This is a genomic window from Staphylococcus americanisciuri, assembly GCF_024814435.1.
Lineage (GTDB): Bacteria > Bacillota > Bacilli > Staphylococcales > Staphylococcaceae > Staphylococcus > Staphylococcus americanisciuri.
This window is the reverse complement of sequence record NZ_JANUXY010000003.1, coordinates 43855-57260: the sequence shown is the minus strand read 5'-3', so window position 1 is coordinate 57260 and position 13406 is coordinate 43855. Positions and strand designations below refer to the sequence as shown.

General features: G+C 37.4%; 25 protein-coding genes. 24 read left to right on the top strand and 1 reads right to left on the bottom strand.

Going from position 1 to position 13406, the window contains the following annotated elements:
* Positions 1-95 precede the first annotated feature (95 nt).
* Positions 96-1430, top strand: coding sequence for an NCS2 family permease (locus NXS11_RS03725; RefSeq protein ID WP_259199089.1), 1335 nt, complete (start codon positions 96-98; stop codon positions 1428-1430).
* Between the two features lie 72 nt (positions 1431-1502).
* Here NXS11_RS03725 and NXS11_RS03720 read toward each other — a convergent pair whose 3' ends face one another.
* Positions 1503-1898 carry a hypothetical protein gene (locus NXS11_RS03720; protein WP_259199088.1) on the bottom strand — a complete coding sequence of 132 codons (396 nt, stop codon included), beginning with the start codon at positions 1896-1898 and terminating at the stop codon, positions 1503-1505.
* Between the two features lie 346 nt (positions 1899-2244).
* Here NXS11_RS03720 and rpsJ point away from each other — a divergent pair, with 346 nt between their 5' ends.
* From rpsJ to NXS11_RS03605, 23 genes are all read left to right on the top strand, one after another.
* Positions 2245-2553 (top strand): 30S ribosomal protein S10, encoded by a 309-nt coding sequence (gene rpsJ / locus NXS11_RS03715; RefSeq protein ID WP_001118667.1) that lies wholly within the window; start codon positions 2245-2247, stop codon positions 2551-2553.
* Between the two features lie 25 nt (positions 2554-2578).
* Positions 2579-3238, top strand: a complete 660-nt coding sequence (gene rplC / locus NXS11_RS03710) for a 50S ribosomal protein L3 (RefSeq protein WP_259199087.1) — start codon at positions 2579-2581, stop codon at positions 3236-3238.
* Between the two features lie 26 nt (positions 3239-3264).
* On the top strand, positions 3265-3885 hold the full coding sequence (gene rplD / locus NXS11_RS03705) for a 50S ribosomal protein L4 (RefSeq protein WP_259199086.1): 621 nt from the start codon (positions 3265-3267) through the stop codon (positions 3883-3885).
* A complete protein-coding gene (gene rplW / locus NXS11_RS03700; RefSeq protein ID WP_259199085.1) occupies positions 3885-4160 on the top strand; it encodes a 50S ribosomal protein L23 in 276 nt (91 codons plus the stop codon). The genes rplD and rplW overlap by 1 nt, the downstream gene beginning before the upstream one ends.
* 31 nt (positions 4161-4191) lie before the next feature.
* Positions 4192-5025: a 50S ribosomal protein L2 gene (rplB, locus tag NXS11_RS03695; protein ID WP_259199084.1), complete on the top strand. Its 834-nt coding sequence runs from the start codon at positions 4192-4194 to the stop codon at positions 5023-5025.
* 64 nt (positions 5026-5089) lie between these two features.
* Complete coding sequence (gene rpsS / locus NXS11_RS03690) at positions 5090-5368, top strand: 30S ribosomal protein S19 (RefSeq protein ID WP_044359572.1); 279 nt, start codon at positions 5090-5092, stop codon at positions 5366-5368.
* A 32-nt stretch (positions 5369-5400) separates the two neighbouring features.
* Positions 5401-5754: a 50S ribosomal protein L22 gene (gene rplV / locus NXS11_RS03685; protein ID WP_016426354.1), complete on the top strand. Its 354-nt coding sequence runs from the start codon at positions 5401-5403 to the stop codon at positions 5752-5754.
* Between the two features lie 24 nt (positions 5755-5778).
* Positions 5779-6432 carry a 30S ribosomal protein S3 gene (gene rpsC, locus NXS11_RS03680; RefSeq protein WP_259199083.1) on the top strand — a complete coding sequence of 218 codons (654 nt, stop codon included), beginning with the start codon at positions 5779-5781 and terminating at the stop codon, positions 6430-6432.
* A 2-nt stretch (positions 6433-6434) separates the two neighbouring features.
* The gene (gene rplP, locus NXS11_RS03675; protein ID WP_259199081.1) at positions 6435-6869 is read left to right on the top strand and encodes a 50S ribosomal protein L16; all 435 of its coding nucleotides are present in this window, start codon (positions 6435-6437) and stop codon (positions 6867-6869) included.
* Positions 6859-7068 (top strand): 50S ribosomal protein L29, encoded by a 210-nt coding sequence (rpmC, locus tag NXS11_RS03670; protein WP_259199080.1) that lies wholly within the window; start codon positions 6859-6861, stop codon positions 7066-7068. The genes rplP and rpmC overlap by 11 nt, the downstream gene beginning before the upstream one ends.
* A gap of 24 nt (positions 7069-7092) precedes the next feature.
* A complete protein-coding gene (rpsQ, locus tag NXS11_RS03665) occupies positions 7093-7356 on the top strand; it encodes a 30S ribosomal protein S17 (protein WP_000004086.1) in 264 nt (87 codons plus the stop codon).
* Between the two features lie 30 nt (positions 7357-7386).
* The gene (gene rplN / locus NXS11_RS03660; RefSeq protein ID WP_044359554.1) at positions 7387-7755 is read left to right on the top strand and encodes a 50S ribosomal protein L14; all 369 of its coding nucleotides are present in this window, start codon (positions 7387-7389) and stop codon (positions 7753-7755) included.
* A gap of 39 nt (positions 7756-7794) precedes the next feature.
* The gene (gene rplX, locus NXS11_RS03655) at positions 7795-8112 is read left to right on the top strand and encodes a 50S ribosomal protein L24 (RefSeq protein WP_259199077.1); all 318 of its coding nucleotides are present in this window, start codon (positions 7795-7797) and stop codon (positions 8110-8112) included.
* A gap of 24 nt (positions 8113-8136) precedes the next feature.
* Positions 8137-8676 carry a 50S ribosomal protein L5 gene (rplE, locus tag NXS11_RS03650; RefSeq protein WP_044359552.1) on the top strand — a complete coding sequence of 180 codons (540 nt, stop codon included), beginning with the start codon at positions 8137-8139 and terminating at the stop codon, positions 8674-8676.
* A gap of 21 nt (positions 8677-8697) precedes the next feature.
* The gene (locus NXS11_RS03645; RefSeq protein WP_009382778.1) at positions 8698-8883 is read left to right on the top strand and encodes a type Z 30S ribosomal protein S14; all 186 of its coding nucleotides are present in this window, start codon (positions 8698-8700) and stop codon (positions 8881-8883) included.
* Between the two features lie 31 nt (positions 8884-8914).
* Entirely contained in the window at positions 8915-9313 is a 399-nt protein-coding gene (rpsH, locus tag NXS11_RS03640) for a 30S ribosomal protein S8 (protein ID WP_103357395.1), read from the top strand.
* Positions 9314-9341: 28 nt separating this feature from the next.
* Complete coding sequence (gene rplF / locus NXS11_RS03635; protein WP_103357396.1) at positions 9342-9878, top strand: 50S ribosomal protein L6; 537 nt, start codon at positions 9342-9344, stop codon at positions 9876-9878.
* A 30-nt stretch (positions 9879-9908) separates the two neighbouring features.
* A complete protein-coding gene (gene rplR, locus NXS11_RS03630) occupies positions 9909-10268 on the top strand; it encodes a 50S ribosomal protein L18 (protein ID WP_259199076.1) in 360 nt (119 codons plus the stop codon).
* A 20-nt stretch (positions 10269-10288) separates the two neighbouring features.
* The gene (gene rpsE / locus NXS11_RS03625) at positions 10289-10789 is read left to right on the top strand and encodes a 30S ribosomal protein S5 (protein ID WP_044359547.1); all 501 of its coding nucleotides are present in this window, start codon (positions 10289-10291) and stop codon (positions 10787-10789) included.
* A gap of 16 nt (positions 10790-10805) precedes the next feature.
* On the top strand, positions 10806-10985 hold the full coding sequence (rpmD, locus tag NXS11_RS03620; protein ID WP_044359546.1) for a 50S ribosomal protein L30: 180 nt from the start codon (positions 10806-10808) through the stop codon (positions 10983-10985).
* A gap of 16 nt (positions 10986-11001) precedes the next feature.
* The gene (gene rplO / locus NXS11_RS03615) at positions 11002-11442 is read left to right on the top strand and encodes a 50S ribosomal protein L15 (RefSeq protein WP_259199074.1); all 441 of its coding nucleotides are present in this window, start codon (positions 11002-11004) and stop codon (positions 11440-11442) included.
* A complete protein-coding gene (gene secY / locus NXS11_RS03610) occupies positions 11442-12734 on the top strand; it encodes a preprotein translocase subunit SecY (protein WP_259199073.1) in 1293 nt (430 codons plus the stop codon). Before rplO ends, secY begins: the two co-directional genes overlap by 1 nt.
* Positions 12735-12751: 17 nt before the next feature.
* On the top strand, positions 12752-13402 hold the full coding sequence (locus tag NXS11_RS03605; protein ID WP_259199072.1) for an adenylate kinase: 651 nt from the start codon (positions 12752-12754) through the stop codon (positions 13400-13402).
* The last annotated feature ends 4 nt before the right edge of the window (positions 13403-13406 follow it).

Below are 13406 nucleotides of genomic sequence, written 5' to 3'. Positions count from 1 at the left end.
CTATAAAAAAAGATATAAAGTTCGTATTTGTTATTGAAATTCTGTAGTGCCCGTATTAGAATAAATGAGTATTTTAAATAAAGGAGTCAATTACAGTGAGACGATACTTTCGCTTTGACGAGCACCAAACTAATTATAAACGAGAAATTCTCGGCGGTCTTACAACGTTTTTATCGATGGCATATATATTAGCTGTCAATCCACAAGTTTTAAGTTTAGCTGGTGTGGATGGTATACCAGCAGATCAAAAAATGGATCAAGGAGCTATTTTTGTAGCAACTGCACTGGCAGCCTTTGTAGGTTGTTTGTTCATGGGGCTGATTGCTCGTTATCCTATCGCACTTGCACCTGGTATGGGACTCAATGCATTTTTTGCTTTTACGGTTGTTTTAACAATGGGGATTCCGTGGCAAGTTGGTTTAACAGGTGTATTTTTCTCAGGACTCTTCTTTGCTATTTTAACGGCTACAGGTCTGAGAGAAATCATTATTAATGCAATTCCTTTTGAAATGAAGATGGCTGTTTCATCAGGTATTGGTTTATTTATTACTTTTGTCGGATTGCAAAGTTCAGGTATTATTGTGAACAATGATGCAACCCTCGTTACTTTAGGTAAGATTACCGACCCGTCAGTATTACTTGCAGTGTTCGGTATTGTTATTACAGTTATTTTGTATACGAAAAGAGTATCTGGCGCAATCTTTTTAGGAATGGTGATAACTGCTATCGTAGGGTTACTGACACATCAAATTGCACCGCCAACAGGTGTAATTGGCAAAATTCCTAGTATTGCTCCAACATTTGGCGCAGCATTCGAATCATTTCAAGATCCAGCACAGTTATTCACGATTCAATTCCTGATTGTTATTTTAACATTTTTATTTATCGACTTTTTTGATACAGCCGGTACAATTGTTGCCGTGGCTTCACAAGCAGGTTTCATGAAAGACAATAAGTTACCACGTGCAGGGCGTGCCTTATTTGCAGATTCACTTGCAACTATGACTGGAGCTATTTTCGGAACAACTACAACAACATCATATATTGAGTCAACATCCGGTGTAGCTGTTGGTGCACGCACAGGGCTTGCGAGTATTGTCACAGGTATTTGCTTCTTATTAGCATTGTTTTTCAGTCCATTAATGGCTGTAGTGACATCTGCTGTTACAACACCAGCACTTGTAGTCGTTGGGGTTTTAATGGCGTCTAACTTAGCGGAAATCAGCTGGAAAAAATTTGAAGTTGCAGTACCAGCCTTTGTTACAATTATTATGATGCCATTGTCATACTCTATTGCGACAGGTATAGCATGTGGATTTATTTTCTATCCAATCACAATGTTATTAACTAAACGTCATAAAGAAGTGCATCCGATTATGTACGTTTTAATGGTTATCTTCATCTTATATTTTGTTTTTGTTCATGGTTAAAAGCTAAAATAAAAGAGCCAAAAAAATTCGAAAGTGAATTTTTTTGGCTCTTTTTAAATATGCGTATAAGCTTTAGCGCAGTTTATGTTTTCTATTTTCATAATCATCATAAATGACACGAGCATGTGCGTTTGCAATATAAACAGGTGTAGCATATAGAATGAATAACATGAAAATCAGTAACGCAAGCATTAGCCAGTGCAACAACATACCTATCACGGGTATAATCGCAATACAATTAACAATGGCACCAATCAATGGGATTAGAACCATTGGGCGAATGGCGCTCTGTTTATCGAAAATAAGAATGAGCACCATAATAACATAGATAGCTATATTAAATGCTAATGGTTGCCAACCTAGCGCTATGACATACCAACCCCCTAAAAAAGGAAAGCCGGCAATGAACTCTGATATCAATGCAATTAAAGTTAGTGTGATTAATGAATTTTTTATTTTTTTGGTCATATATGCACCTCTTATTATAGGAAGAATAAACTCATGGCTTTTTTCTATTATAATCAATTTGATAAGAAAGAACAAAAGGAAGCAGTAAGATTAAAAAAATGATATAAATGGTTGAACTCATTGCTTATATACAGTAAAATGACATGGTATGTAATTAGACATAAAAATTTGCAAGAACGGGTTGCCAAATCGCACTTTTTCTTGTAAAATGTCTAATGTTGGACTTTTTAATGCGATGAAGCGAAAGGTTACTGACACACCCGGCCGCTTTGCCATGGCATTGTGCCAGATAGTTTTCGTGGAGAAGTCTATCACTTTTATGAAGACGAATTAAGGAGGGTAAATAATGGCAAAACAAAAAATCAGAATCAGATTAAAAGCTTATGACCACCGTGTCATCGATCAATCAGCAGAAAAGATTGTTGAAACTGCTAAACGTTCTGGAGCGGATGTATCAGGTCCAATTCCATTACCAACTGAGAAATCAGTATACACAATCATTCGTGCGGTACATAAGTACAAAGATTCACGTGAACAATTCGAACAACGTACACACAAACGTTTAATCGACATTGTTAACCCTACACCAAAAACAGTTGACGCTTTAATGGGCTTAAACTTACCATCAGGTGTAGACATCGAAATCAAATTATAATTAAAATTTAGGAGGTGGACTTTCGATGACCAAAGGAATCTTAGGAAGAAAAATTGGTATGACTCAAGTATTCGGTGAAAATGGAGACTTAATTCCTGTAACAGTAATCGAAGCGAAAGAAAATGTAGTATTACAAAAGAAAACTGAAGAAGTTGATGGCTACAATGCGGTCCAAATCGGTTTTGAAAACAAAGAAGCATATAAAAAAGGTAGCAAAACGAATAAATATGCAAACAAGCCAGCTGAAGGTCACGCTAAAAAAGCGGGCACAGCACCTAAGCGCTTCATTCGTGAATTCAGAAACATCAATGTTGACGAATACGAAGTAGGTCAAGAAGTCTCAGTAGATACATTCGAAGTAGGCGACGTAATTGACGTAACAGGAACTTCAAAAGGTAAAGGTTTCCAAGGTGCGATCAAGCGTCACAATCAATCACGTGGACCAATGTCACACGGTTCTCATTTCCACAGAGCACCTGGTTCAATTGGTATGGCGTCAGATGCATCACGTGTATTCAAAGGACAAAAATTACCAGGTCGTATGGGTGGTAATACAGTAACTGTTCAAAACTTAGAAGTTGTTCAAGTAGATACGGAAAACAGCGTAATTTTAGTAAAAGGTAATGTACCTGGTCCTAAAAAAGGTTTTGTACAAATCCAATCAGCAATCAAAGCTAATAAATAATTAGAAGTGAAAGGAGGAAATGCATAATGGCAAGTTATGATGTTTTAAAAGTTGACGGAACTAAAGCAGGTTCAGTTGAACTTAGCGATGCGGTATTCGCAATCGAACCAAACAATGCGGTTTTATTTGAAGCAATTCAATTACAACGTGCGTCATTACGCCAAGGAACACATGCGGTTAAGAACCGTTCTGCAGTTCGTGGTGGTGGACGTAAACCATGGAGACAAAAAGGTACAGGTCGTGCGCGTCAAGGTACTATCCGTGCTCCACAATGGCGTGGTGGTGGTGTTGTATTCGGACCAACACCAAGAAGCTATGCATACAAAATGCCTAAGAAAATGCGTCGTTTAGCATTAAAATCAGCACTTTCATTCAAAGTACAAGAAAATGAATTCAAAATTGTTGACAGCTTCAACTTAGAGGCGCCAAAAACAAAAGAATTCAAAACAACATTAGCTAACTTAGAATTACCTAAGAAAGTTTTAGTTGTAACACTTGAGGATGTTAATGTTGAATTATCAGCACGCAACATTCCAGGCGTTCAAATCACAACACCTGAAGGCTTAAATGTATTAGATTTAACACATGCTGACAGTGTTTTAATCACTGAAGAAGCAGCTAAAAAAGTTGAGGAGGTGCTCGCATAATGGAAGCAAGAGACATTTTAAAGCGCCCCGTAATCACTGAGAAATCATCTGAAGCAATGGCTGAAGATAAATACACTTTTGACGTTGATGTTCGTGCAAACAAAACACAAGTCAAAACAGCTGTAGAAGAAATTTTTGATGTAAAAGTTGCAAAAGTCAACATCATCAACTACAAACCTAAGAAAAAACGTATGGGCCGTTACCAAGGCTATACAAACAAACGCCGTAAAGCGATTGTTACATTAAAAGAAGGTCAAATCGACTTATTCAACTAAAATTTAATTACCATTAAGGAGGTAAACGACAATGGCGCTTAAACATTATAAGCCAATTACTAATGGTCGTCGTAATATGACTACATTAGATTTCTCTGAGATTACAGAGTCAAAACCTGAAAAGTCATTATTACAACCGCTACCGAAAAAAGCGGGTCGTAACAACCAAGGTAAATTGACAGTACGCCATCACGGTGGTGGACATAAACGTCAATACCGTGTGATTGATTTCAAACGTAATAAAGACGGAATCGCTGGTAAAGTAGATTCTATTCAATATGATCCAAACAGATCAGCAAACATTGCTTTAATCGTATATGCAGATGGTGAAAAACGTTACATCATCGCACCTAAAGGATTACAAGTAGGTCAAATTATTGAAAGTGGTTCAGAAGCTGACATCAAAGTTGGTAATGCACTTCAATTAAAAGACATCCCTGTAGGTACAGTAATTCATAATATCGAATTAAAACCTGGCCGTGGTGGTCAAATCGCACGTTCTGCTGGTGCAAGTGCGCAAGTATTAGGTAAAGAAGGTAAATATGTACTTGTAAGACTTCGTTCTGGTGAAGTACGTATGATTCTTTCAACTTGCCGTGCAACAGTTGGACAAGTTGGTAACCTCCAACACGAACTTGTTAACATCGGTAAAGCTGGTAAATCAAGATGGTTAGGTAAGAGACCAACAGTTCGTGGTTCTGTAATGAACCCTAACGATCACCCACATGGTGGTGGTGAAGGTCGTGCCCCTATCGGTCGCCCATCTCCAATGTCACCATGGGGTAAACCAACGCTTGGTAAGAAAACACGTCGTGGTAAGAAACGTTCAGACAAACTTATCGTACGTGGACGTAAGAAAAAATAAAAATAGCTTATTTGGGTGTGCGGCGTAATCGCTGCACGCACATAATAAGAAAGGAGGCGCCATTATGGCTCGTAGTATTAAAAAGGGACCTTTCGTCGATGAGCATTTAATGAAAAAAGTTGAAGCTCAAGGTGATAGCCAAAAGAAACAAGTAATTAAAACTTGGTCACGTCGTTCAACAATTTTCCCAAATTTTATCGGACACACATTCGCTGTCTACGATGGACGTAAACATGTACCTGTATATGTAACTGAAGATATGGTTGGTCACAAATTAGGTGAATTTGCTCCAACTCGTACTTTCAAAGGACATGCTGCAGACGATAAGAAAACAAGAAGATAAATCATTTCTAGTAAGTAGAGGAGGAAATACGAATGGAAGCAAAAGCGGTTGCTAGAACTATCAGAATCGCACCTCGTAAAGTTCGATTAGTATTAGACCTAATCCGAGGTAAAGACGTAAGAGAAGCAGTAGCTATTTTAAAATTAACAAATAAAGCTTCTTCTCCAGTAGTAGAAAAATTATTAATGTCCGCTTTAGCTAACGCTGAACACAACTATGGTATGAACACAGACGAATTAGTTGTTAAAGAAGCTTATGCTAACGAAGGACCAACATTAAAACGTTTCCGTCCACGTGCTCAAGGACGCGCAAGTGCTATTAACAAAAGAACAAGCCATATTACTATCGTAGTAAGTGATGGTAAAGAAGAAGCTCAAGAAGCTTAATCAAATCATTAAGGAGGGAACATTGTGGGTCAAAAAATTAATCCAATCGGACTTCGTGTTGGTGTAATTCGTGACTGGGAAGCTAAATGGTATGCTGAAAAAGACTTCGCATCACTTTTACACGAAGACTTAAAAATTCGTAAATTTATTGATAAAGCATTGAAAGACGCATCAGTATCTCACGTTGAGATTGAGCGTGCTGCTAACCGCATCAACATTGCAATTCACACTGGTAAACCAGGTATGGTAATTGGTAAAGGCGGTTCAGAAATCGAAAAACTTCGCAACAAATTAAACCAATTGACTGATAAAAAAGTTCACATCAACGTAGTTGAAATCAAGAAAGTTGATCTTGATGCACGCTTAGTTGCTGAAAACATTGCACGTCAATTAGAAAACCGTGCATCATTCCGTCGTGTTCAAAAACAAGCAATTAGCAGAGCAATGAAACTTGGTGCTAAAGGTATCAAAACTCAAGTTTCAGGTCGTTTAGGTGGCGCTGATATCGCGCGTGCTGAACAATATTCAGAAGGAACTGTACCACTTCATACGTTACGTGCTGACATTGATTATGCACATGCAGAAGCAGACACTACTTATGGTAAGTTAGGTGTTAAAGTATGGATCTATCGTGGTGAAGTTCTTCCTACTAAGAAAAATAGTGAAGGAGGAAAATAATTATGTTACTACCAAAGCGTGTAAAATATCGTCGTCAACATCGTCCTGATACAAAAGGTCGTTCAAAAGGCGGTAACTTTGTAACATTTGGTGAGTTTGGTCTTCAAGCAACTACAACTTCTTGGATTACATCTCGTCAAATCGAATCAGCTCGTATCGCTATGACACGTTACATGAAACGTGGCGGGAAAGTTTGGATTAAAATCTTCCCTCATACACCATATACACAAAAACCTTTAGAAGTACGTATGGGTGCTGGTAAAGGTGCGGTTGAAGGCTGGATCGCAGTTGTTAAACCAGGTAGAGTATTATTTGAAGTTGCAGGCGTATCTGAAGAAGTTGCGCGTGAAGCACTACGTTTAGCAAGCCACAAACTTCCAGTTAAAACGAAGTTTGTAAAACGTGAAGAATTGGGTGGTGAATTAAATGAAAGCTAAGGAAATTAGAGACTTAATCACTTCAGAAATCGAAGAACAAATCAAAGCTTCAAAAGAAGAGCTTTTTAACCTACGCTTTCAATTAGCTACAGGTCAATTAGAAGAGACAGCACGCATCAAAACAGTAAGAAAAACGATCGCGCGTCTAAAAACTGTTGCACGTGAAAGAGAATTAGAACAAGGTAAAGCAAACCAATAATAGTTGAAAGAGGAGGTTACTAAAGTGAGCGAAAGAAATGATCGTAAAGTTTACGTTGGTAAAGTTGTTTCAGATAAAATGGATAAAACAATCACTGTTTTAGTTGAAACTTACAAAACACACAAACTATATGGTAAACGTGTTAAATACTCAAAAAAATATAAAACACATGATGAAAACAATTCAGCTAAATTAGGAGATATTGTTAAAATTCAAGAAACGCGTCCTTTATCAGCAACAAAACGTTTCCGTTTAGTAGAAATTGTCGAAGAATCAGTAATCATTTAATGACTATTTAAAGATAAGGGAGGTATAATCATGATCCAACAAGAAACACGCTTAAAAGTAGCAGACAACTCTGGTGCTCGTGAAGTTCTTACAATCAAAGTATTAGGTGGATCTGGCCGTAAAACAGCTAACATCGGTGATGTCATCGTAGCAACTGTTAAAAATGCTACACCTGGTGGCGTTGTTAAGAAGGGTGATGTTGTTAAAGCTGTTGTAGTACGTACTAAATCTGGCGTACGTCGTAAAGACGGTTCATACATCAAATTTGACGAAAATGCATGTGTTGTAATCCGTGATGACAAAGGGCCACGTGGTACACGTATCTTTGGACCTGTTGCACGTGAATTACGTGATGGAAACTTTATGAAAATCGTTTCCCTTGCACCAGAAGTACTTTAATTAGTAATCATTTATAAACAAATTCAAGGAGGTGCCCACATGCATATTAAAAAAGGTGATAATGTTATCGTTATTGCAGGAAAAGATAAAGGTAAAACAGGGAAAGTTGTAGAAACTCAACCTAAAAAAGACCGTGTAGTTGTTGAAGGTGTGAACATGATTAAAAAGCACCAAAAACCAACACAATTCAATCCTGAAGGTGGAATCTTAGAAACAGAAGCTGCTATTCATGTTTCTAACGTACAAGTATTAGACCCTAAAACAAACGAACCTACTCGTGTAGGCTACAAATTTGTTGACGGTAAAAAAGTTCGTATCGCAAAAAAATCTGGCGAAGAAATTAAGTCTAATAATTAATAACAGGTGAAAGGAGGATCCACTTTGAATCGTTTGAAAGAAAAGTTTAACTCAGAAGTTACAGAGAACTTAGTTAAAAAATTCAATTACAGTTCAGTAATGCAAGTACCTAAAATTGACAAAATCGTTGTGAACATGGGTGTTGGTGACGCTGTTCAAAACTCAAAAGTATTGGACACAGCTGTTGAAGAATTAACAGCAATCACTGGTCAAAAACCATTAATCACAAAAGCTAAAAAATCAGTTGCGACATTCCGCTTACGTGAAGGTATGCCAATTGGTGCCAAAGTAACATTACGTGGTGAAAGAATGTATGAATTCTTAGATAAATTAATTTCTGTATCACTTCCACGTGTACGTGACTTCCGCGGTGTATCTAAAAATGCATTTGACGGTCGTGGTAACTACACATTAGGTGTTAAAGAACAATTAATTTTCCCTGAGATTGACTATGATAAAGTATCAAAAGTACGTGGAATGGATATCGTTATCGTAACAACTGCTAACACTGACGAGGAAGCTCGTGAATTGTTAACACAATTCGGTATGCCATTTCAAAAATAATCTCTGAAGGAGGCTAATTAAGTGGCTAAAAAATCAATGGTTGCAAAGCAACAACGTAAACAAAAGTTCCAAGTCCGTGAATATACACGCTGTGAACGCTGTGGTCGTCCGCACTCAGTATATCGTAAATTCAAACTTTGCCGTATTTGTTTCCGTGAATTAGCTTACAAAGGTCAAATTCCTGGCGTTCGTAAAGCTAGCTGGTAAAAATTTAACTCTTGAAAGGAGGCAACAAACTATGACATTGTCAGATCCAATTGCAGATATGCTAACTCGTGTAAGAAATGCAAACATGGTGCGCCATGAAAAATTAGAGTTACCTGCATCAAACATTAAAAAAGAAATTGCTGAAATCCTTAAAAGTGAAGGTTTCATCAAAAATGTAGAATATATCGAAGATGATAAACAAGGTGTTATCCGTATCTTCTTGAAATATGGTTCAAACAATGAGCGTGTTATTACAGGCTTAAAACGTATTTCTAAACCAGGTTTACGTGTTTATGCTAAAGCAAGCGAAATGCCTAAAGTATTAAATGGTCTTGGTATTGCATTAGTATCTACTTCTGAAGGTGTAATCACTGACAGAGAAGCTAGAAAACGTAACGTTGGTGGAGAAGTATTAGCATACATTTGGTAAGATTAAATAAATAAGGAGGTGCCATAACATGAGCCGTGTTGGTAAAAAAATTATTGAGATCCCTAGCGATGTAACTGTTACTATCGAAGGTAGTACAGTTTCTGTTAAAGGACCAAAAGGTGAATTATCACGTACTTTAAACCCAGAAATGACTTATAAACAAGAAGAAAACACACTTGAAGTTGTAAGACCATCAGATTCTAAAGAGCACAGAACTGTTCATGGTACAACTCGTGCGTTAATCAATAATATGGTACAAGGTGTATCTAAAGGATACGAAAAAACTTTAGAACTTATCGGTGTAGGTTACCGTGCACAAGTTCAAGGTTCTAAGCTTGTATTAAATGTTGGTTATTCTCATCCAGTTGAAATGGAAGCTGCTGAAGGTATTACTTTCTCAGTAGAAAAAAATACGACTGTCAAAGTTGAAGGTATCGATAAAGAATTAGTAGGTGCAACTGCATCAAAAATTCGTGACGTTCGTCCACCAGAACCTTACAAAGGTAAAGGTATCCGTTACCAAGGTGAATATGTTCGCCGTAAAGAAGGTAAAACTGGTAAATAATAAATAAACTCTATAGAAAGGAGTATTGACATGATCAGCAAAATTGATAAAAACAAAGTACGTTTAAAAAGACATGCACGTGTTCGTACGAAATTGTCAGGTACTAGCGAAAGACCACGTCTTAACGTATATCGTTCAAATAAACACATCTATGCACAAATCATTGATGACTCAAAAGGCATTACATTAGCGCAAGCATCAACTAAAGATAGTGGCGTAGACGCATCAGCGACAAAAGTTGAAATGGCAACTAAAGTTGGTGAAGCAATCGCTAAAAAGGCGAATGAAAAAGGCATCGAAGCAGTTGTATTTGATCGTGGAGGATACTTATTCCACGGACGTGTGAAAGCATTAGCAGATGCAGCTCGCGAAAATGGACTTCAATTTTAATTTAAAGGAGGGACAACTCAATGGCTCGTAGAGAAGAAGAAGTTAAAGAATTTGAAGAACGCGTTGTTACGATTAACCGTGTTGCGAAAGTTGTTAAAGGTGGACGTCGTTTCCGTTTCACAGCATTAGTAGTAGTAGGTGACAAAAATGGTCGCGTTGGTTTCGGTACTGGTAAAGCACAAGAGGTACCTGAAGCTATCAAAAAAGCAGTTGAAGCTGCGAAAAAAGAACTTATCACTGTTCATCGTGTTGACGGAACAACTCCTCACACAATTACTGGACGTTTCGGTTCAGGAAGTGTTTTAATGAAACCAGCAGCACCTGGTACTGGTGTTATTGCAGGTGGACCAGTTCGTGCCGTGCTTGAGCTTGCAGGTATCACTGATATCTTAAGTAAATCATTAGGTTCTAACACACCTATTAACATGGTTCGTGCGACTATCGACGGTTTACAAAACTTAAAAAATGCTGAAGAAGTTGCCCGTTTACGTGGTAAATCAGTAGAAGAATTATACAATTAAGGAGGGAAACAGATAAATGGCTAAAATTCAAATCACCCTCACTCGAAGCGTTATTGGTCGTCCAGAGACACAACGTAAAACTGTAGAAGCTTTAGGTCTTAAAAAAATGCATTCTTCAGTAGTTGTTGAAGACAATGATGCAATTCGTGGACAAATTAACAAAGTAAGTCACTTAGTAACAGTAGAAGAAAAATAATTAAGGAGGTGCCGAAATGAAATTACATGAATTAAAACCATCAGAAGGTTCACGTAAAGTACGTAACCGTGTCGGCCGTGGTGCGGGTACTGGTAACGGTAAAACAAGTGGTCGCGGTCAAAAAGGTCAAAAAGCACGTTCAGGTGGTAGTGTAAGACCAGGTTTCGAAGGTGGTCAATTACCATTATTCCGTCGTATACCAAAACGCGGTTTCACAAACATTAACCGTAAAGAATATGCGATTGTTAATTTAGATCAACTTAACAAATTTGAAGATGGTACTGAGGTAACACCTGAATTATTAATCGAAACAGGCGTTGTTAAAACCGAAAAATCTGGCATTAAAGTTTTAGGTAATGGTTCATTAGAAAAGAAATTAACTGTTAAAGCACATAAATTCTCAGCTGCAGCCAAAGAAGCAATTGAAGCGAAAGGCGGAGCACACGAGGTGATCTAATGTTTCATACGCTTGTTAACTTCTTCAAAACGAAAGAAGTAAGAAACAAGATACTTTTTACTCTTGCAATGTTAATAATTTTCAAAATAGGTACGTATATTCCAGCACCTGGTGTTGATCCAGCAGCTTTTGATAATCAACGAGGTTCTCAAGGCGTCACTGACTTGTTAAACACATTTGGTGGCGGTGCCTTGAAGAACTTTTCCATCTTTGCAATGGGAATTATGCCTTATATCACAGCTTCCATTGTTATGCAATTGCTTCAAATGGATATAGTACCTAAGTTTACTGAATGGGCAAAACAAGGCGAAACAGGACGTAAAAAACTGAGCACTTTTACACGGTATTTTACGATTATCCTTGCCTTCATTCAATCAATAGGTATGTCATTCCAGTTTAATACTTATCTGGATGGGGCATTAATTAAGAACCAAAATGTTTGGTCATATTTATTAATTGCAATTGTTTTAACTACAGGAACTGCATTTTTAATGTGGTTGGGTGAACAAATTACGCAATTTGGTGTTGGTAATGGTATTTCAATCATTATCTTTGCAGGTATTTTATCATCTTTACCATCAGCGTTGATTCAATTCTATCAACAAGAGTTTATTGGTCAAGATGATGTAACATTAGCTTGGTTGAAAGTCGCAGGACTCGTTATCGGTATGATACTTCTTACTGTAGGAGCCGTGTACGTTTTACAAGCGATTCGTAAAATACCGATTCAATATGCAAAGAAACAATCCAAGATGCAATTAGGTTCACAAGCAACGTATTTACCTTTAAAAGTAAACTCTGCAGGTGTTATTCCTGTCATTTTTGCAATGGCATTTTTCTTGCTTCCAAGAACTTTGACATTGTTCTTCCCTAAAGCAGATTGGGCGAAGGCGATTGGAACTTACGCAAACCCTTCTCATAATGTGGGAATGATTGTGTATGTTGTCTTGATCATTGCATTCACTTATTTTTATGCGTTTGTTCAAGTTAATCCAGAGAAGATGGCAGAAAACCTAAAGAAACAAGGTAGTTATGTACCGGGAATTAGACCGGGCATTAATACTAAAAAATATATTACTAAAGTCCTTTATCGATTGACGTTTGTAGGTTCAATCTTTTTAGCAGTTATTGCGATTTTGCCAATTATTGCGACGAAGTTTATGAACTTACCACAGTCCATTCAAGTAGGTGGTACAAGCTTGCTTATCGTTATCGGTGTTGCAATTGAGACGATGAAGAGTTTGGAAGCCCAAGTGAATGAAAAAGAATATAGAGGTTTTGGTAGACGATAATTTTTAGGAGGGCATATATGAACATTATCTTAATGGGATTACCTGGTGCTGGTAAAGGAACTCAAGCGAGTGAGATTGTAAAAAAATACCCAATCCCTCACATTTCAACAGGGGATATGTTCAGAAAAGCGATTAAAGAGCAAACTGAACTAGGTAAAGAAGCAAAATCTTACATGGATCGCGGAGAACTTGTACCGGATGAAGTTACAGTAGGAATTGTAAAAGAACGTATCTCAGAAGATGACGCAAAAAAAGGATTCTTGTTAGACGGATTTCCTCGAACAATTGATCAAGCTGAAGCGCTTAATTCAATTCTAAAAGAGTTAGGCAGAGAAATCGACGCTGTGGTTAATATCGAGGTTCCAGAAGAGGAATTGATGAATCGTCTTACAGGACGTCGCATTTGCGAAACTTGTGGGACAACATATCATCTTGTTTTCAATCCTCCAAAGGTTGAAGGTGTTTGTGATCTTGATGGTGGTAAGCTATATCAACGTGAAGATGATAACCCAGAAACAGTTGCTAATCGCTTGAATGTTAACATCAAGCAATCTAAACCAATTTTAGACTTCTACAGTCAAGAAGGGGTTTTGAAAAATATTGATGGTTCAAAAGAGATAAATGCTGTTTCAGAGGATGTAATTCAAATTTTAGAATCACTCAAATAGAGCG